This is a genomic window from Actinomadura sp. NPDC048394, from assembly GCF_040651755.1.
GTDB lineage: Bacteria > Actinomycetota > Actinomycetes > Streptosporangiales > Streptosporangiaceae > Spirillospora > Spirillospora montaniterrae.
In genome coordinates, this window is sequence record NZ_JBEZJL010000012.1 from 157544 (window position 1) to 172499 (window position 14956).

Consider the following 14956-nt stretch of genomic DNA (forward strand, 5'->3'; position numbering starts at 1 on the left):
GCCGTGGTGGGGACGCGGCTTGACGTCGGGCGGGTCCGGGCGGCCCGCGAGGTGATCGATCCGGCCTTCCTCGACACCCCGCTGTACCGCTGCGAGGCGCTCGAGGCCGGGCTCGGATGCGCGGTGAGCATCAAGCTCGAGACCGCGAACCCGGTCCGCAGCTTCAAGGCGCGCGGCACCGAGCTGGTCGCGAGCGGGCTCGCCGGCTCCGGCGCGCGGGCCGCGGTGTGCGCCAGCGCGGGCAACCTCGGCCAGGCCCTTGCCTGGTCGGGGCGCGGGCGGGGGATCGACGTCACCGTCGTGGCGTCCCGCTCCGCGCCCGCGGCCAAGCTCGACCGCATCCGCGCCCTGGGTGCCGTGCTGGAACTCGTGGACGGCGACTTCGACATGGCCCGCGCCCGGGCCGCGGCCATCGCGGCCCGGGACGGGATCCGGCTCGTCGAGGACAGCCTCGACATCGAGACCTGCGAGGGCGCGGCGACCATCGGCCTGGAGCTCGCGGCCGCCGCGCCGCCGTTCGACGCCGTCCTGATCGCGCTCGGCGGCGGGGCGATGGCCACCGGTGTCGGGCACGTTCTCAAGGCGCTGGCACCCGGCGTCGAGGTGATCTGCGTCCAGCCGCTGGGCGCCCCGGCGATGACGCTCTCATGGCGGCGCGGGAGCGTCGTCACCACCGAGACGACCGACACCATCGCCGACGGCGTCGCCGGCCGGCGGCCGATCCCGGCCGTGCTGGACGACCTCCTCCTGGTCGCCGACGACGCCGTCCTGGTCCGGGAGGCGTCGATCGTCGCGGGGATGCGGATGCTCCTCGACCACGCCGGCCTCGTCGTCGAGCCGTCGGCCGCGCTCGGCGTCGCGGCGGTCCTCGAGGACCGCGACCGCTTCGCCGGACGGCACGTGGCCACGATCGTGTGCGGCGGCAACGTCGACATGGACGCCTACCGCCGCTGGGTCGGCATGGCCCCCTGACCTGCCCCGCCCCGCCTCGGGCGGTGGTCAGAGGGCGGAGCCGCCGGTGGCGTCGACGACGCGTCCGGTCACCCAGCGGGCGTCGTCGGAGGCGAGGAACGCCACGACGTCCGCGACGTCCTCGGGGGTGCCGACCCGGCCGAGCGCGGACAGGGACGACGCGTGCTCCCACGCCTCGGCGTTCCCGCGCAGCCATCCGGCGTTGACGTCGGTGTCGATGATCCCGGGGGCGACGGAGTTGACCGTGATCCCGCGCGGGCCGAGCGCCTTGGCGAGGTTGAGGGTGAAGGTGTCCAGGGCGCCCTTGGTCGAGCCGTAGGCGATCGCCTCGGGCATCGCGAGGCGGGCCGCGCCGCTGGAGACGTTCACGATCCGACCGCCGTCGTTGAGCCGGGGCAGCGCCTGCTGGACGATGAAGAACGGCGCGCGGACGTTCACCGCGAACACCTCGTCGAACGCCTCCTCGGTGAGGCCGGCCAGGTCCGCGCTGCGGCCGATGCCGGCGTTGTTGACCACGATGTCGACGCGGGCGCCGCCGGTCCGCGCGTCGAACGCCTCCCAGAGCGCCGCCGCGTCGCCGTGCCGGCCCAGCTCGGCGTGCAGGGCGACCGCGCGGCCGCCGTCCTTCTCGATGGTCCGGACGGTCTCGTCCGCGGCGGCGGCGTCGTACCCGTAGGTCAGCGCGACGGTCGCCCCGTCGGCCGCCAGCCGCCGCGCGACGGCCCGTCCGATGCCGCGGCTGCCGCCGGTGACCAGCGCGACCTTGCTCGCGAGACGTTCCATGGCGATGCTCCATCCACTTGTTGAGTGATCGTTCAAGAAGAAACGTAGCACGGTTTGTTGAGTGTTTGCTCTAGAATTCGGTCATGACCGAGAGCCGCCGGGGACGTCCCCGCACCTTCGACCGCGACCGGGCGCTCGCCACGGCCGTCGAGATGTTCTGGGAGCGCGGCTACGAGGCCACCTCCGTCGGCGACCTGACCGCGGCGATGGGCATCCGGCCCGCGAGCCTGTACGCCGCCTTCGGCGACAAGAAGGCCCTGTTCAAGGAGGCCGTCGCCGCCTACCAGGCGTCCGAGCCCGCGGGCTTCGCGGGCGCCGCCCTCCGCGAGGAGCGCACCGCCCGGGACGTCGTCGCGCGCATCGTGCGCGAGGCCGCCGAGATCTACACCGACCCGTCCCACCCGGCGGGCTGCCTGATCATGCGCTCGGCCACCAACGTCACGCCCAAGGACACCGACATCGAGGCGTTCCTGCGCGACATCCGCAACGCCAACGTCGACGCCTTCACCGGCCGCTTCGACGAGGCCGTCCGCGCGGGCGAGTTCCCCGGCTCCACCGACACCCGGGCGCTCGCCCAGTACCTGGCGACCGTCCTCCAGGGCTTCTCCCAGCGGGCCGCCGACGGCGCGACGGCCGCGGACCTGCGGCCGGTGGCCGAACTCGCCCTCGCCGCCTGGCCTTAAGCCCCCGCGCCGTGATCCACCTCATGGCTCCTCGGCTGGGAGCAGGGGGGCGAGGGCGGCGGCGGCCCGGATGAGGGCCCTGGAGCGGGCGTCGATGTCCGCGTCCCGGGCCGCGAGGGCGGCGGTCAGATCGTCCCATCGGCGTGCGCGGCGCAGCTCCGGCATGAGGGCCTGGAGCGGGGCGATGCGGTGGCCGGCCAGGCGCAGCTGGTGGACGATCCGCGCGTCCCGGACGTCGGCGGGGGAGTACCGGCGGGTGCCGCGCGGGACGGTCCGGGCGGGGACGACGAGGCCCTCGGCGTCCCAGTGGCGCAGGGTGGAGGCGCGGACGCCCAGGGCGGAGGCCAGCTCGGACACGGTCATCGCGTCGGACGGGCGGACGTCGCCGATGGGCTCGGCCGTGATCGCCGCCGCGGCCTCCCGGGCGAGGGCGAGGTCCCGGCGCTCGGCGGCGAGGCGGGCGTGCGCGGCGTCGAGGAGGGCGAGCAGGCCGGAGTCCGGGTGGGCGTGCGCGGCCCGCATGATCCGCTTGGCCTCGACGGGGCCGGTCCCGGCGGCGAGGGCCCGGTACGCGACGGCGGAACGGACGTGGGTCTCGGTATAGCGCCGGTAGCCCGAGGCGGTGCGCGACGCGGGCGGGAGCACGCCGTCGCGTTCGAGGTTCCGCACCTGCTGGACGGAGCACCCCGCACGGCGCGCGACATCGACCGTGCGCAGAGGCGATTGGAGACCTACCACGCCTCTACCTTGGATGCTGCCGCGCCAAGTCTCCACAAGCACTTGAATGAAACGCTCGAATGCATGGGCATCGACGAGATCATCGAGTTCGTGGGCGGCTTCGAGGGCGTGCTGGTCCTCCGGCCCCAGGCGGGCGACGGCTCGCCGGAGATCGCCTGGGGTGACGTGTTCTTCTACTACGCGCCCGACGGGAACGTCCCGACCGCGACGCAGCCGTTCGCGACGATCGTGACGAAGGACTATCCCGGCGACGAGGGATCGCGGCTGGACCGGCCCGGCGCGTTCCGGGTGAACACCGCCGTTGGGAAGGACGCCTTCGAGCGGTGGACGGAATCCACGGACCCGAGCGCGGTGGACGTCCTGCAAGCGCATCCCGTCTACGGGGACGCGGGCTGGCTCGCCGTGGTGAACCCGGGGCCGGCGACCGAGGCGGCGCTCCGGGACCTGCTCCGCACGGCGCACGGCCGGGCCCGGCAGCGCTACGAGCGGCGTTCGGCCCTCCGGCAGCCCTGAGCGGTGCCGGCGGCGCGGGTCAATGGCGGCGCGTGAAGAACAGGTGGACCAGGCAGAGGACGGCCAGGGCGGTGCAGGCGGCGAGGGCCGCCGTGGCGCCGTGGGGGAGGAGGGCGCCGCCGAGGACGGTGCCGATGCCGATGCCGGCGTAGAGGGTGGAGGCGTTCAGGCCGACGACGACCGCGGTCTCCTGCGGGGCGGCGTTGATGAGGCGGACCTGCTGGGCCGGGGTCTGGAACCAGGTGGTGGCGCCCCAGGCGATCATCAGGAGCGCGGTGGCCGGGAGCCAGGACGTGCCCGTCGCGGCCGCGCAGGTGAGCAGCGCGAGGGTCGCGGCGAGGGCGGTGTAGCCGGCGACCTGGACGCGGACGGGCCCGTGCCGGTCGACGCGGGCCCCGGCCGTCAGGTTGCCCGCGACCGCTCCGGCGCCGTACAGGAACAGGAGCCAGGGCTCGGCGCCCTCGCCGGCGCCGAGGGCCCGCATGATCGGGACGGCGTAGGCGTACAGCCCGTACCCGGCGGCCATGCCGAGGACGGTGAGCGGCAGGACGGCGACGACGCCGGGGTGGCGCAGCGCGGCGAGCCGCCGGCGAAGCGGGATGCGGGGGCCGCCGGGGAGCGCGGGCATCGCGCGGAGCACGCCCGCGGCGGCGACCGCGCACAACGCCGCGACCAGCGCGAGCGCGGCGTGCCAGTCGAGGGCCCGGGCGGCGAGGTTCCCGAGCGGGACGCCGAGGGCGGTCGCGACGGTGAGCCCGCCGACGACGACGGCCAGGGCGCGGGCGCGCTGGGCGGGGGCGACGAGCGACGCGGCGACCGCTCCGGCGTTGGGGGTGAAGGCCGCCGCGCCGGACGCGGCGGCGATGCGCGAGACCATCAGGACCGCGAAGTCCGGCGCGAGCGCGGAGCCGAGGTTGGCGGCGGCGAGCACGGCGAGGGCGCCGACGAGCAGGGCGCGGCGGGGGACGCGGGCGAGGACGGTCGCGAGCACCGGGGACAGGACGGCGTAGGTGATCGCGAACGCGGTCGCGGACAGCCCGGCCGTGCCTTCGGAGACGTGCAGGGAGGACGCCATGTCGGGCAGGAACCCGGCGACGACGTAGGCGTCCGTCCCGACGGCGAAGGTGCCGAGCCCGAGGATCAGCGTCGAGCCGAGCCCGCGCGGGGCGCCCGCGTCGTCCGCTCCGGTCCGTGCCGTCTCATACCGATGTATCGGGGTATTCAAGGTCCCTGTTTCCTCTCCAAAATAGCCCGGGGGCCGGGCGGCGGTCGGTCAGGCGGTTCAGGCGGTCAGTCGGTGAGGCGGGCGTAGTTGCGCCGCGTGCGGGCGGCTCCCTCGGGGGCGCGTTCCATCAGGTCGGCGATGGTGGTGCCGGCCAGCTCGCGGCGCCAGGCGAGCTCGGCGCGGCGCATCAGGGCGGAGATGCCGCAGGGGCCGTCGAACTCCCGGCCGGCGTCGCGCCCGCCCGCCCCGCGCTGCCGGATCTCGGTGCAGCGGAACGCCTCGAGCGGCCCTTCGAGCGCGGTGACGACCTCCATCACCGTGATCTTCTCGGGCGGCCGGGCGAGCGACCAGCCGCCCCGCACGCCCGGCGCGGAGGTCAGGATCCCGGCGCGGGCGAGCGGCTGGAGGCGCTTCTTCAGGTACTCCTGCGGCAGGTCGAACCAGGCGGCGAGCCGCCGGATCGAGACCGGTGCCGCGTCGTCCAGCCAGCCGAGCGTCACGCAGCAGTGCAGTCCCCACTCGACGCCCTCGCCCATCCGCATGAACCGGGACTATACACGTCCCGGTTTACGCGGTCAGCCCCAGGGCGGCGATCAGGTCGCGCATCTCGTCCCGGTAGACGGCGGCCGGGTCGTGGACGAGCGGTCGCAGGTGGCCGTAGATCTCCAGGGCCATCAGCCCGTGCATCCGCCCCCAGACCCGCAGGGTCAGGGCGAGCGCCTCGGGTGGCAGGCCGGGGAAGTCCTCCCGGACGTGGCCGACGAGCCCCGGGTCGAAGTCGTCCCAGGCGTAGCGGCGCCCGTCCCGCTGGAGCGCGGCGGCGGACGGCCAGGCGGCGGCGACGAGCCCGACGAGGCCGGTGCAGGCGCGCAGCGCGGCGGCCTTGCCGGGGCCGTCGTCGGGCGCCTGGTAGCCGGGCACCGGGTCGCCGTAGACCAGCCGGAAGCCCTCGGGGTTCGCCACCGCCCATTCCCGCACGGCCTGCGCCCAGGCCAGGATCCGGCCGCCCGGGTCGGACTCCGGGACGGCGTCGCGGGCGCCCTCCGCCGCGGCGACCAGCGCGCCGTACACGTCGCCGATCAGCGTCGTGACCAGGTCGTCGCGGGTGGCGAAGTAGCTGTAGATCGCGCCGGCGGTCATGCCCATCTCGCGGGCGATGGCGCGCAGTGAGATCGCGTCCGGGCCGCCCTTCGCCATCAGTTCGAGCGCGATCGCCTTGATCTCGTCGCTGGTCTGGGCGCGCAGCCGGGCGCGGCGGCTCGGGGTGGGGTCGTTCACGCTTGACACTCTACAGCGTTGGACTACTGTACGGCGTGCTCACTTTGAACGGCGTGTAGTAAATCAACGGCATGCAGGAGATGGCATGGAACGGCATCGGGCACGCCTCGCGCTGCTCGCATCGACGCAGCTCATCGTGGCTCTCGACTACAACATCGTGTACGTGGCGCTGCCCGGGATCGGGACGGCGCTCGGCTTCGGGCCGTCGTCCGTCCAGTGGGTGGTCAGCGCCTACTCGGTCGGCCTCGGCGGGCTCCTGCTGTTCGGCGGACGGGCCGTGGACCGGCTCGGCGCCCGCCGGATGTTCATGACCGGCCTCGCGCTGTACGGCGCCGCCTCGCTCGCGGGCGGCCTCGCATCCGGCGCGGGGATGCTCGTCGCCGCCCGCGCGGTGCAGGGCGCGGGCGGCGCCCTGCTGACCCCGGCGACGCTCACCCTCATCTACCGGGGCTTCGCCGAGGGCCCCGCGCGCAACAAGGCGCTCGGTGCCTGGGGGATGGCGGGCAGCGCGGGGCTCGCCGCCGGGTCCCTGCTGGGCGGCGTGCTCACCAACTACCTCGGCTGGGAATGGGTGTTCTTCGTCAACGTGCCGCTGGCGCTCGCCTGCGCGGTCGCGGCGCCGCGGCTGCTGCCCGCCGACCCCGCCCGCGCGCCCGGCTCGTTCGACGTGCCGGGCGCGGCGCTGGCCACCGCGGCGTCGGCGCTGCTGGTGTTCGGGCTGGCGAGCGGGCCGGACGCCGGATGGGCGTCCCCGCGCGCCGCCGGGTCGCTGGCCGCCGGGGCCGTCCTGTTCGCGGTGCTGCTCGCGGTGGAGGCCCGCACCCGCGACCCGCTCATCCCGCTGCGGCTGGCCCGCGGCCGCGGCCTCGCCACCACCATGATCGTGATCGCCGTCTTCCAGGGCACGCTCGGCGGCGGCTACTACATCCTGACCTCCTACCTGCAGCCCGTCCTCGGCTACAGCGCGCTGGAGGCGGGGCTGGCGTTCCTGCCGCTGACGCTGGTCTGCATGCTCGCCGCGCTCAAGATCACCCCGGTGGTGCTCGGACGCTGGGGGATCCGCGCCACCCTCGCCGTCTCGACGATCGGGACGGGCGCGGGCATCGCCGCGATGGTCGCCGGCACCACGGCCGGCGGCGGCTTCTGGACGCTGCTGCCCGGCAGCGCCGTCTGGGGCCTGTTCGGCGGCGTCGCGTTCGTGACGCTGTTCGCCTCCGCCGGCGCGGGCGTCCCGGCGGACCAGCAGGGCGTCGCGTCCGGGCTGGCCAGCAGCGCCAAGGAGATCGGCGGCGCCCTCGGGCTGGCGGTGTTCGTCGCGATCGCCAACGCCCCGGGCGACCTCCTGCACGGCCTGCACGCCGCCGGCTGGGTCGCCGCGGCCGCCACCGCGGCGGGCGGCCTGGTCGCCCTCGCCCTCAAGCCCTCCCGTCCCGGCGGCGCGGAACGGGAGTCCCTCTCTCTCGAAGGAGCCCTCAAGTGACCACGACCGACCTGATCAACGCCTATCTCGACATCTGGAACGAGCGGGACGCCGCCGCCCGGGAGGCGCTCATGAAGTCCGTCCTCACCGGCGACTCGATCTACAGCGACCCCGACTACGAGGGCCTGCGCGGGCACGCCGAGCTGTCGGAGGCGATCGGGCGCGCCCAGGCGAACTTCGGCGACCTGCGGTTCGCGCTCGGCGACGTCATCGGCGTCCACCACGACCGTGCGCTGTTCACCTGGCGGCTGGGCGAGGCCGCGACCGGCTACGACGTCGTCGAGTTCGACGGCGACCGCATCCGCAGCGTCGTCGGGTTCTTCGGATGACCGGCGAGCACCCCTGGGCCGCCGCCTGGACCACGGCGCCGCAGCGGCCGGGCCCCGGCTTCGCCCCCAACTGGTCAGAAGAGGGCTTGGGCGGGTGGACGGTCCGGCAGACCGTCCGGCTCGGCATCGGCGGCGACGCGCTGCGGATCCGCCTGTCCAACCGCTACGGCGCCGCGCCGCTCCGGATCGCGGGCGCCACGGTCGCGGCGTCCGCGGGCGGCGCCGCGGTGAAGCCCGGCACGGTGCGGGAACTGACCGCCGGCGGCGCACCCTCCTTCGCCGTGCCGCCCGGCGCGGACCTGGCGACCGACGGCGTGCCGTTCCCGGCCGGGCCGCTGGACGCGGTGACGATCACGCTGGTGGTGGACGAGCCGTCCGGGCCGGTGACGTTCCACGCCCAGGCGCTCGCGACGACGTACCGGGCGGCGGGCGACCGCCGCGGCGACGGCGACGGCGCCGCGTTCACGGAGACGTCGCAGTCCTGGTACCTGCTCGTCGGCGTCGACGTGGCCGGGCCCGGGGTCGCGGGCGACGGCATCGTGGTCCTCGGCGACTCGCTCACCGACGGGACGGGCGGCACCCCCGACACCGACCAGCGGTTCCCCGACCTGCTCGCCCGGCGGCTGGTCGCGGCGGGCCGGCCGCGCGCCGTCCTCAACCAGGGGATCGGCGGCAACCGGGTGACGGTCGACTCGCCGTGGCTCGGCGACAGCGCCACCACCCGGTTCGACCGGGACGTGCTGGCCCAGCCGGGCGTCGGCACCGTCGTCGTCTTCGCCGGGATCAATGATGTCGGCATCGGCGAGGTGGCGGGCGACCCGCCGTTCCCCGTCTTCGCCCCGTGCACGGTGGTGCCGGCGGCGGAGGTCGTCGCCGGCCACCGGGACATGGTCCGGCGGGCGCGCGCCGCGGGCCTGCGGACGGTCGGGGCGACGCTCGGGCCCATGCGGGGCTCGGCCTTCTCCACCGCGCGCAGCGAGGCCGCGCGAGCGGAGGTCAACGCCTGGATCCGCGGGTCGGGGGAGTACGACGCCGTCCTCGACTTCGCCGCGGTGCTCGGCGACGCGCTCGACCCCGTCCACGACTCGGGCGACCACCTGCATCCGGGCGACGCGGGGTACCGGGCGATGGCCGCCGCCGTCGACCTCGACGCGCTGTGACGTCCGGCCGGGGCCGGCCTCCGGGACGGTCCCGGCCGGACGCGGGTCAGGGGAGGGCGGACAGGTCGATCGCGGACACGGCCGCCGCGTCGTGGTGGATCGTGTACCGGCCGCCGGCCAGCGACGGCAGGTCGGCGAGCGGGACGAGGTGCGGGAAGTCGGCGGTCGCCACGCGGACGCGGAGCCGGTGACCCGCGGGCACGGTGGCGAACGCCGGCCGGATCTGGATGTCGTACCGGGTCAGCTTCCCGGGCGTGACCGGGCTCTGCGCGGCGCGGGTGAGCGGATGGTACGGGTACACCCAGCCGCCGGACGCGCCCTTCCAGCTGCGCTTGGCGTCGACCGCGCGCATCGAACCCATGAGCGCGCCGCCGCTGACGTCGGTGGACGTCCCGTCGGGCGCGACGTCCTCGACGGTGAGCGCCCACAGCGTCTCCGGGCGGGTGGACGCGGCGCGCAGCGTGACGCCGATCGGCCCGGCGAGGTGGAGCGGCTTGGCCAGCGCGGGCGAGGTGTAGGTCGTCTCGCCCGGCCCGTTGACGGGCTTGCGCTGCGAGCCGGTGCAGGGCGAGGCGATGCCCGCACCGGCGAAGAGCTGCGACAGGAGCCCGGCGGCGAACTGGTCGGTGGAGCGGGTGCACGGGTTCGACAGGCCGGTGAACGCGATCGAGTCGGCGGGCTCGGCGCCCGTGGGCGCGGCGAAGGTCAGGCGGCCCTGCGAGCGCAGGAACATCCGGGTCGGGCGCGCTTGCGCGAGGGGGTAGCGGGCGGTGTCGTAGCGCCGCCCGCCGGGCTCGATCACGTGGAGGGGCGTGTTGGTGGTGACGGTGCCGCGTCCCTTGAGCCAGTGGTCGAACCACGCGAGCTGGATCGCGTCGAGGTTCTGCCCGCTGCCCATGTCGCCGTGCGTCCACGGTCCGTAGAGCAGCTGGTACTTGGCGGAGACGGGCTGGCCGGGCGTCATGGGGGCGGTCACCGGACGTCCCGCCGCCGCGTTCTGCAGGCCGCTGTACAGCAGCGGTTCGCCGCGCTGGAAGACGTCGTAGAGCCCGCCGACGAGGTAGACCGCGACGCCGTTCGCGACGATCCTGCGCAGGACGCTTTCCGGCGCCCGCGCCTTCCACCAGGCGTTGTCGTACCTGCGCGGGCCGTTGGCGAGCATGTCGCGCGCGATCGTCAGCTCGAACGGCCCGGCCTGCATGAGGTGCTCGTAGGACAGGAGCAGCGCCGCCGCCGGGTCCTTGGGCAGTTCCACGAACGGCGTGGTGACCCGCGTGACGCCGTAGCCGAACACCAGGCCGAGCGGCGACTCGACGTTCAGCGCGCCGCCGCTGACGAACAGGTCGCGGTAGGGGTCGGCGGACGCCGCCATCGGGAAGATCGCCTTGAGGGGGGAGTGCGGGCCGACCGCGGCGGCCGTGAACAGCTGGTCGATCGCGAGGTACGACAGGCCGAGCATGCCGACCTTCCCGCTGGAGTTCGGCAGGCGCGCCGCCCAGTTCACGATCTGCGCGCCCGCCTGCGCCTCGGACGGCTCGAACAGGTCGAACTTCCCCTGCGAGCCGCCCGTTCCGGGGACGTCCACGACCAGCCCCATGTAGCCGCGTTCGATGAGGTACGGGTTGAGGCCGCCGGTGCCGGGGGAGCCGGTCTGCGCCGACGGCGTCTTGCCGTACGGGGTGAACCCGACGATCACCGGGAACGGGCCGCGCGCCGGCTTCCCGGTGGCGCGGTCGGCGGGCATGTGCAGGTCCGCGCGTAGCAGCGTCCCGTCCTTGAGCCGCAGCGTCAGGTTGCGCTGCACGGTGACGCCGTAGGGCGCCGCGGGCGCGGGGGCCGCCGAGGCGGGGGCGGTCAGCGCGGCGAGGACCAGGATCAGGGAGCACACAGCTGCGAGGCGGCGCATGGCGCGACTCCTGGGGTCGGAGGTGCTTGAGCGGGACGCTAACAACCCGCGCGCCCGCCGGGAACCCCAAACGAACAAAAATGTTTATTTGATGCCGGCGTCCGCGGCGATGTCGTCGAAGTAGGCCCGCAGCAGCCGGACGCCGAGCGCGATCGTCGCCGGGTCGCCGTCCGGGGAGTCCTGGAACGCCAGCCGCAGCAGGCCGTCCGCCGAGGTGATCGCGACGAGCAGCACCCGCTCGGCGTCCGGCAGCGGCGGCAGCCCGATCTCGCCGGTCGCCAGGTCGTGGAGGCGGACGGCCATCTCGGTGTCGACGCGGCGGAGCAGGCCGGTGTCGATCGGCCCGGTGTCGCGGAAGTCGGCGACGAGGAAGCCGGGCACGGTGCGGCGCAGCGCGAGGCTCTCCTCGTAGACGAGGACGGCGGCGTCCGCCCAGCTCCGCACCGGCGCGGCGGCGAGGCGCTCGCGCAGCCGCGCCATCAGCACGGCGAGCTGGCGCATCGCCAGCTCGTGCAGCAGTCCCGGCTTGCCGTCGAAGAACTGGTACAGGGTGCCGATCGGGACGCCCGCGCGCCGGGCGACCTCCCGGGTGGTCAGCGCCTCCTGGCCGGCTTCGGCGAGCAGCTCCGCGCAGGCGTCGAGCAGCCGCTCGACGCGCTCGGCGCTGCGGCGCTGGGCCGGCCTGCGGCGCACCCCGTCGGCCATGGAAGGCCCCCTCCCGCTGAACATGACGCTTGTTCATGTTTAATGTGACTCTCGCTCATGTTAGAGAGGAGACGCGCATGCCTCCCCGCTTCCCCGAGGGCTTCGTCTGGGGCACGGCGACGTCGGCGTACCAGATCGAGGGCGCGGTGCACGAGGACGGCCGCGGCGCGAGCATCTGGGACTCCTTCTGCGCCCTGCCCGGCCGGATCCGGAACGGCGACACCGGCGACGTGGCCTGCGACCACTACCACCGGTGGCCCGAGGACGTCGCGCTCATGGCGGACCTCGGCGTCGACGCCTACCGGTTCTCGGTGGCGTGGCCGCGGATCCAGCCGGACGGCCGCGGCCCCGCCAACCCCAAGGGCCTCGACTTCTACGACCGCCTGGTCGACGCGCTCGCCGAGCGCGGCATCGCGCCCGCGCTCACCCTCTACCACTGGGACCTCCCGCAGGCGCTCCAGGACGCCGGCGGCTGGATGAACCGCGACACCGCGCACCGCTTCGCCGAGTACGCCGGGCTCGTCGCCGACCGGCTCGGCGACCGCGTCCCGACCTGGATCACGCTCAACGAGCCGTTCGTGCACATGACCGAGGGCCACGCCCGCGGCGTCCACGCGCCGGGCCAGGCCCTCCTCCTCGACGCCCTGCCCGTCGCCCACCACCTGCTGCTCGCCCACGGCCTCGCCGTGCCCGAGCTGCGCCGGCGCACGTCCGGGCAGGTGCTGATCACGAACAACTACAGCCCCGTCTGGGCGGCGACCGGCTCCGACGCCGACCGGGCCGCCGCCACCGCGTTCGACGCGCTGCAGAACCGGCTGTTCACCGACCCCGTCCTGCTCGGCCGCTACCCGGACCTGTCCGCGTACGGCGTCGAGGGCGCGTTCCCGTTCGTCGAGGACGGCGACATGGACGTCATCGCCGCGCCGCTCGACGGGCTCGGCGTGAACTACTACAGCCCGACCCGCGTCGCCGCACCGGACAGCGGGGCCTCGACCGCAGGGGCGTCCGTGCTCAGCGAGGTCGAGGGCCGCCTCGACGGCACCGGCCTGCCGTTCGAGGACGTCCCGATCGACGGCCACCCGGTGACCGCCTTCGGCTGGCCGGTCGTCCCCGACGGCCTCCGCGAGCTGCTGGTGCGGCTGCGCGACCGCTACGGCGCCGCGCTGCCGCCGATCCTCGTCACCGAGAACGGCTGCTCCGTCCGCGACGAGCCCGGACGTCCCGATCAGGAGCGCATCGACTTCCTCGACGGCCACCTCCGCGCCCTCCACCAGGCCATCGCCGAGGGCGTGGACGTCCGCGGCTACTTCGTCTGGTCGCTGCTGGACAACTTCGAGTGGGCGGAGGGGTACGAGCAGCGGTTCGGGCTCGTCCACGTCGACTTCGCCACGCAGCGCCGCACGCCCAAGGCGTCCTACCACTGGTTGCGCGAACGTCTCGCCGAGTACCGGTGAGCGGGACGCCCTAGCCAGCCCGTGGTGACCGGGGCCACCATGGGCTGTCATGGGCGAACTGACGATTCCGGCGGTGTTGGCACGGGCGGCGGAGGCGTTTCCGGACGCCGAGGCCGTGGTGGACGGGGACGTCCGCGTGACGTTCGCGCAGCTGCGGGACCGCGTGCGGGAGGCGACCGCCGCGTTCGCCGGCGCCGGCATCGAACCGGGCGACCGGATCGCGATCTGGGCGCCGAACGGGCTGCCGTGGATCGTCACCGTGCTCGGCGCCATGGGCGCGGGCGCGACGCTCGTCCCGCTCAACACCCGCTACAAGGGCGACGAGGCGCGCTGGCCGCTCACCCGCGCGCGCGTGAAGATGCTGTTCGTCGCCGACGGGTTCCTCGGCATCGACTACCCCGGCATGCTCGGGGTCGACGCGACCGGCGCCTACCCCGGCCTGCCCGACCTGAAGGCCGTCGTCACGTTCAACGGCGAGGAGCGGCCCGGCGTGACGTCGTGGGCCGGGTTCGTCGGCAAGGCCGTCCCGCTCGCGGAGGCGGACGCGCGCGCCGCGGCCGTCCGCCCCGGCGACGTCGCCGACATCCTGTTCACGTCCGGCACGACCGGCAAGCCCAAGGGCGTGATGTGCACGCACGAGCAGAACGTCCGGACGTTCGAGGCGTGGGCGGCGCGGACCGGCGTGCACGCCGGCGACCGCTACCTGATCGTGAACCCGATGTTCCACTCGTTCGGCTACAAGGCGGGCGTGATCGCGTGCGTGCTCAAGGGCGCCACGATGGTGCTGCAGCCGGTGTTCGAGGTGGCGGAGACGCTGCGGATCATCGAGGCGGAGCGGATCACGGTGCTGCCCGGCCCGCCGACGATCTACACCACGCTGCTGGACGCGCCGGGCCGCGCCGAGCGCGACCTGTCGTCGCTGCGGCTCGCGGTGACCGGCGCCGCCGACGTGCCCGTCGCGCTCGTCCGGCGGATCCGCGAGGAACTGTTCCCGCAGGTCATCACCGCCTACGGGCTGACGGAGTGCTCCGGCACGGTGTCCGCCTGCTCGCTGGACGACGATGACGAGACGATCGCGACGACGTGCGGCCGGGCCATCGACGACGTCGACGTGAAGATCGTCGACGACAAGGGCGACGCGGTCCCGGCGGGCACCGACGGGGAGATCCTCGTCCGCGGCTACAACGTGATGAGCGGCTACCTCGACGACCCGGAGGCGACCGCGGAGACGATCCGGGACGGCTGGCTCGACACCGGCGACCGGGGCCGCCTCGACGAGCGCGGCAACCTGACCATCACCGGCCGGACCAAGGAGATGTTCGTCGTCGGCGGCTTCAACGTGTACCCGGCGGAGGTCGAGGACGTCCTCGCGGGGCACGGCGCGGTCGCCGAGTCCGGCGTCGTCGGCGTCCCGGACGCCCGGATGGGCGAGGTCGGCCGCGCCTACGTCCGGCTGCGTCCCGGCCGCACCGCGACCGCCGAAGAGCTGATCGCGTTCTGCCGCGAGCGGCTCGCGAACTTCAAGGTGCCCAAGGAGGTCGTCTTCGTGGACGACCTTCCGAAGACCGCGTCCGGGAAGGTCCGCCGCGTGGAGCTCAAGGAGCAGGCCGGCGCCTGACCCTCGTCGAGCCGCGGGGGGGGGGGGCCGGCCCGGGGGGGGCGCCCCGCCCCCGGCGCCCCGGGGGGGGGCGGGGGGCCGCGGCGGGGGGGGGGGGGGGGGCGGCGGGGCG

The 14956-nt window shown here is 74.8% G+C and carries 15 protein-coding genes; 8 read left to right on the forward strand and 7 right to left on the reverse strand.

Annotated features, from left to right (window positions below; translation table 11 throughout):
* Nucleotides 1-6 precede the first annotated feature (6 nt).
* On the forward strand, nt 7-972 hold the full coding sequence (locus AB0C78_RS10960; RefSeq protein WP_360745106.1) for a pyridoxal-phosphate dependent enzyme: 966 nt from the start codon (nt 7-9) through the stop codon (nt 970-972).
* 27 nt (nt 973-999) lie between these two features.
* On the opposite strand, the gene AB0C78_RS10965 is transcribed toward AB0C78_RS10960, so the two are convergent.
* Complete coding sequence (locus AB0C78_RS10965; protein WP_360745109.1) at nt 1000-1755, reverse strand: SDR family oxidoreductase; 756 nt, start codon at nt 1753-1755, stop codon at nt 1000-1002.
* A gap of 83 nt (nt 1756-1838) precedes the next feature.
* Here AB0C78_RS10965 and AB0C78_RS10970 point away from each other — a divergent pair, with 83 nt between their 5' ends.
* Nucleotides 1839-2438, forward strand: a complete 600-nt coding sequence (locus tag AB0C78_RS10970) for a TetR/AcrR family transcriptional regulator (protein ID WP_360745112.1) — start codon at nt 1839-1841, stop codon at nt 2436-2438.
* A 21-nt stretch (nt 2439-2459) separates the two neighbouring features.
* On the opposite strand, the gene AB0C78_RS10975 is transcribed toward AB0C78_RS10970, so the two are convergent.
* Complete coding sequence (locus AB0C78_RS10975; protein ID WP_360745115.1) at nt 2460-3218, reverse strand: MerR family transcriptional regulator; 759 nt, start codon at nt 3216-3218, stop codon at nt 2460-2462.
* A 21-nt stretch (nt 3219-3239) separates the two neighbouring features.
* Between AB0C78_RS10975 and AB0C78_RS10980 the strand changes: the two genes are divergently transcribed.
* Complete coding sequence (locus AB0C78_RS10980) at nt 3240-3689, forward strand: DUF6194 family protein (protein ID WP_360745118.1); 450 nt, start codon at nt 3240-3242, stop codon at nt 3687-3689.
* 19 nt (nt 3690-3708) lie between these two features.
* Here AB0C78_RS10980 and AB0C78_RS10985 read toward each other — a convergent pair whose 3' ends face one another.
* From AB0C78_RS10985 to AB0C78_RS10995, 3 genes are all read right to left on the reverse strand, one after another.
* Entirely contained in the window at nt 3709-4914 is a 1206-nt protein-coding gene (locus AB0C78_RS10985) for an MFS transporter (protein ID WP_360745121.1), read from the reverse strand.
* Nucleotides 4915-4979: 65 nt separating this feature from the next.
* The gene (locus tag AB0C78_RS10990) at nt 4980-5456 is read right to left on the reverse strand and encodes an Rrf2 family transcriptional regulator (RefSeq protein ID WP_360745124.1); all 477 of its coding nucleotides are present in this window, start codon (nt 5454-5456) and stop codon (nt 4980-4982) included.
* A 25-nt stretch (nt 5457-5481) separates the two neighbouring features.
* On the reverse strand, nt 5482-6192 hold the full coding sequence (locus AB0C78_RS10995; protein ID WP_360745127.1) for a TetR/AcrR family transcriptional regulator: 711 nt from the start codon (nt 6190-6192) through the stop codon (nt 5482-5484).
* 85 nt (nt 6193-6277) lie between these two features.
* Here AB0C78_RS10995 and AB0C78_RS11000 point away from each other — a divergent pair, with 85 nt between their 5' ends.
* Genes AB0C78_RS11000 through AB0C78_RS11010 form a run of 3 tightly spaced genes read left to right on the forward strand, consistent with a single transcriptional unit; the run spans nt 6278 to nt 9161 of the window.
* The gene (locus AB0C78_RS11000) at nt 6278-7672 is read left to right on the forward strand and encodes an MFS transporter (RefSeq protein ID WP_360745130.1); all 1395 of its coding nucleotides are present in this window, start codon (nt 6278-6280) and stop codon (nt 7670-7672) included.
* The gene (locus tag AB0C78_RS11005) at nt 7669-8001 is read left to right on the forward strand and encodes a nuclear transport factor 2 family protein (RefSeq protein ID WP_360745133.1); all 333 of its coding nucleotides are present in this window, start codon (nt 7669-7671) and stop codon (nt 7999-8001) included. The genes AB0C78_RS11000 and AB0C78_RS11005 overlap by 4 nt, the downstream gene beginning before the upstream one ends.
* Entirely contained in the window at nt 7998-9161 is a 1164-nt protein-coding gene (locus AB0C78_RS11010; RefSeq protein ID WP_360745136.1) for an SGNH/GDSL hydrolase family protein, read from the forward strand. Before AB0C78_RS11005 ends, AB0C78_RS11010 begins: the two co-directional genes overlap by 4 nt.
* A gap of 46 nt (nt 9162-9207) precedes the next feature.
* On the opposite strand, the gene AB0C78_RS11015 is transcribed toward AB0C78_RS11010, so the two are convergent.
* Nucleotides 9208-11067, reverse strand: coding sequence for a CocE/NonD family hydrolase (locus AB0C78_RS11015; RefSeq protein WP_360745139.1), 1860 nt, complete (start codon nt 11065-11067; stop codon nt 9208-9210).
* Nucleotides 11068-11151: 84 nt separating this feature from the next.
* Nucleotides 11152-11772: a TetR/AcrR family transcriptional regulator gene (locus tag AB0C78_RS11020; protein WP_360745142.1), complete on the reverse strand. Its 621-nt coding sequence runs from the start codon at nt 11770-11772 to the stop codon at nt 11152-11154.
* 77 nt (nt 11773-11849) lie between these two features.
* Here AB0C78_RS11020 and AB0C78_RS11025 point away from each other — a divergent pair, with 77 nt between their 5' ends.
* Both AB0C78_RS11025 and AB0C78_RS11030 read left to right on the forward strand, forming a co-directional pair.
* On the forward strand, nt 11850-13226 hold the full coding sequence (locus AB0C78_RS11025) for a GH1 family beta-glucosidase (RefSeq protein WP_360745145.1): 1377 nt from the start codon (nt 11850-11852) through the stop codon (nt 13224-13226).
* A gap of 49 nt (nt 13227-13275) precedes the next feature.
* Nucleotides 13276-14844 carry a FadD3 family acyl-CoA ligase gene (locus AB0C78_RS11030; RefSeq protein ID WP_360745148.1) on the forward strand — a complete coding sequence of 523 codons (1569 nt, stop codon included), beginning with the start codon at nt 13276-13278 and terminating at the stop codon, nt 14842-14844.
* Nucleotides 14845-14956: the final 112 nt, after the last annotated feature.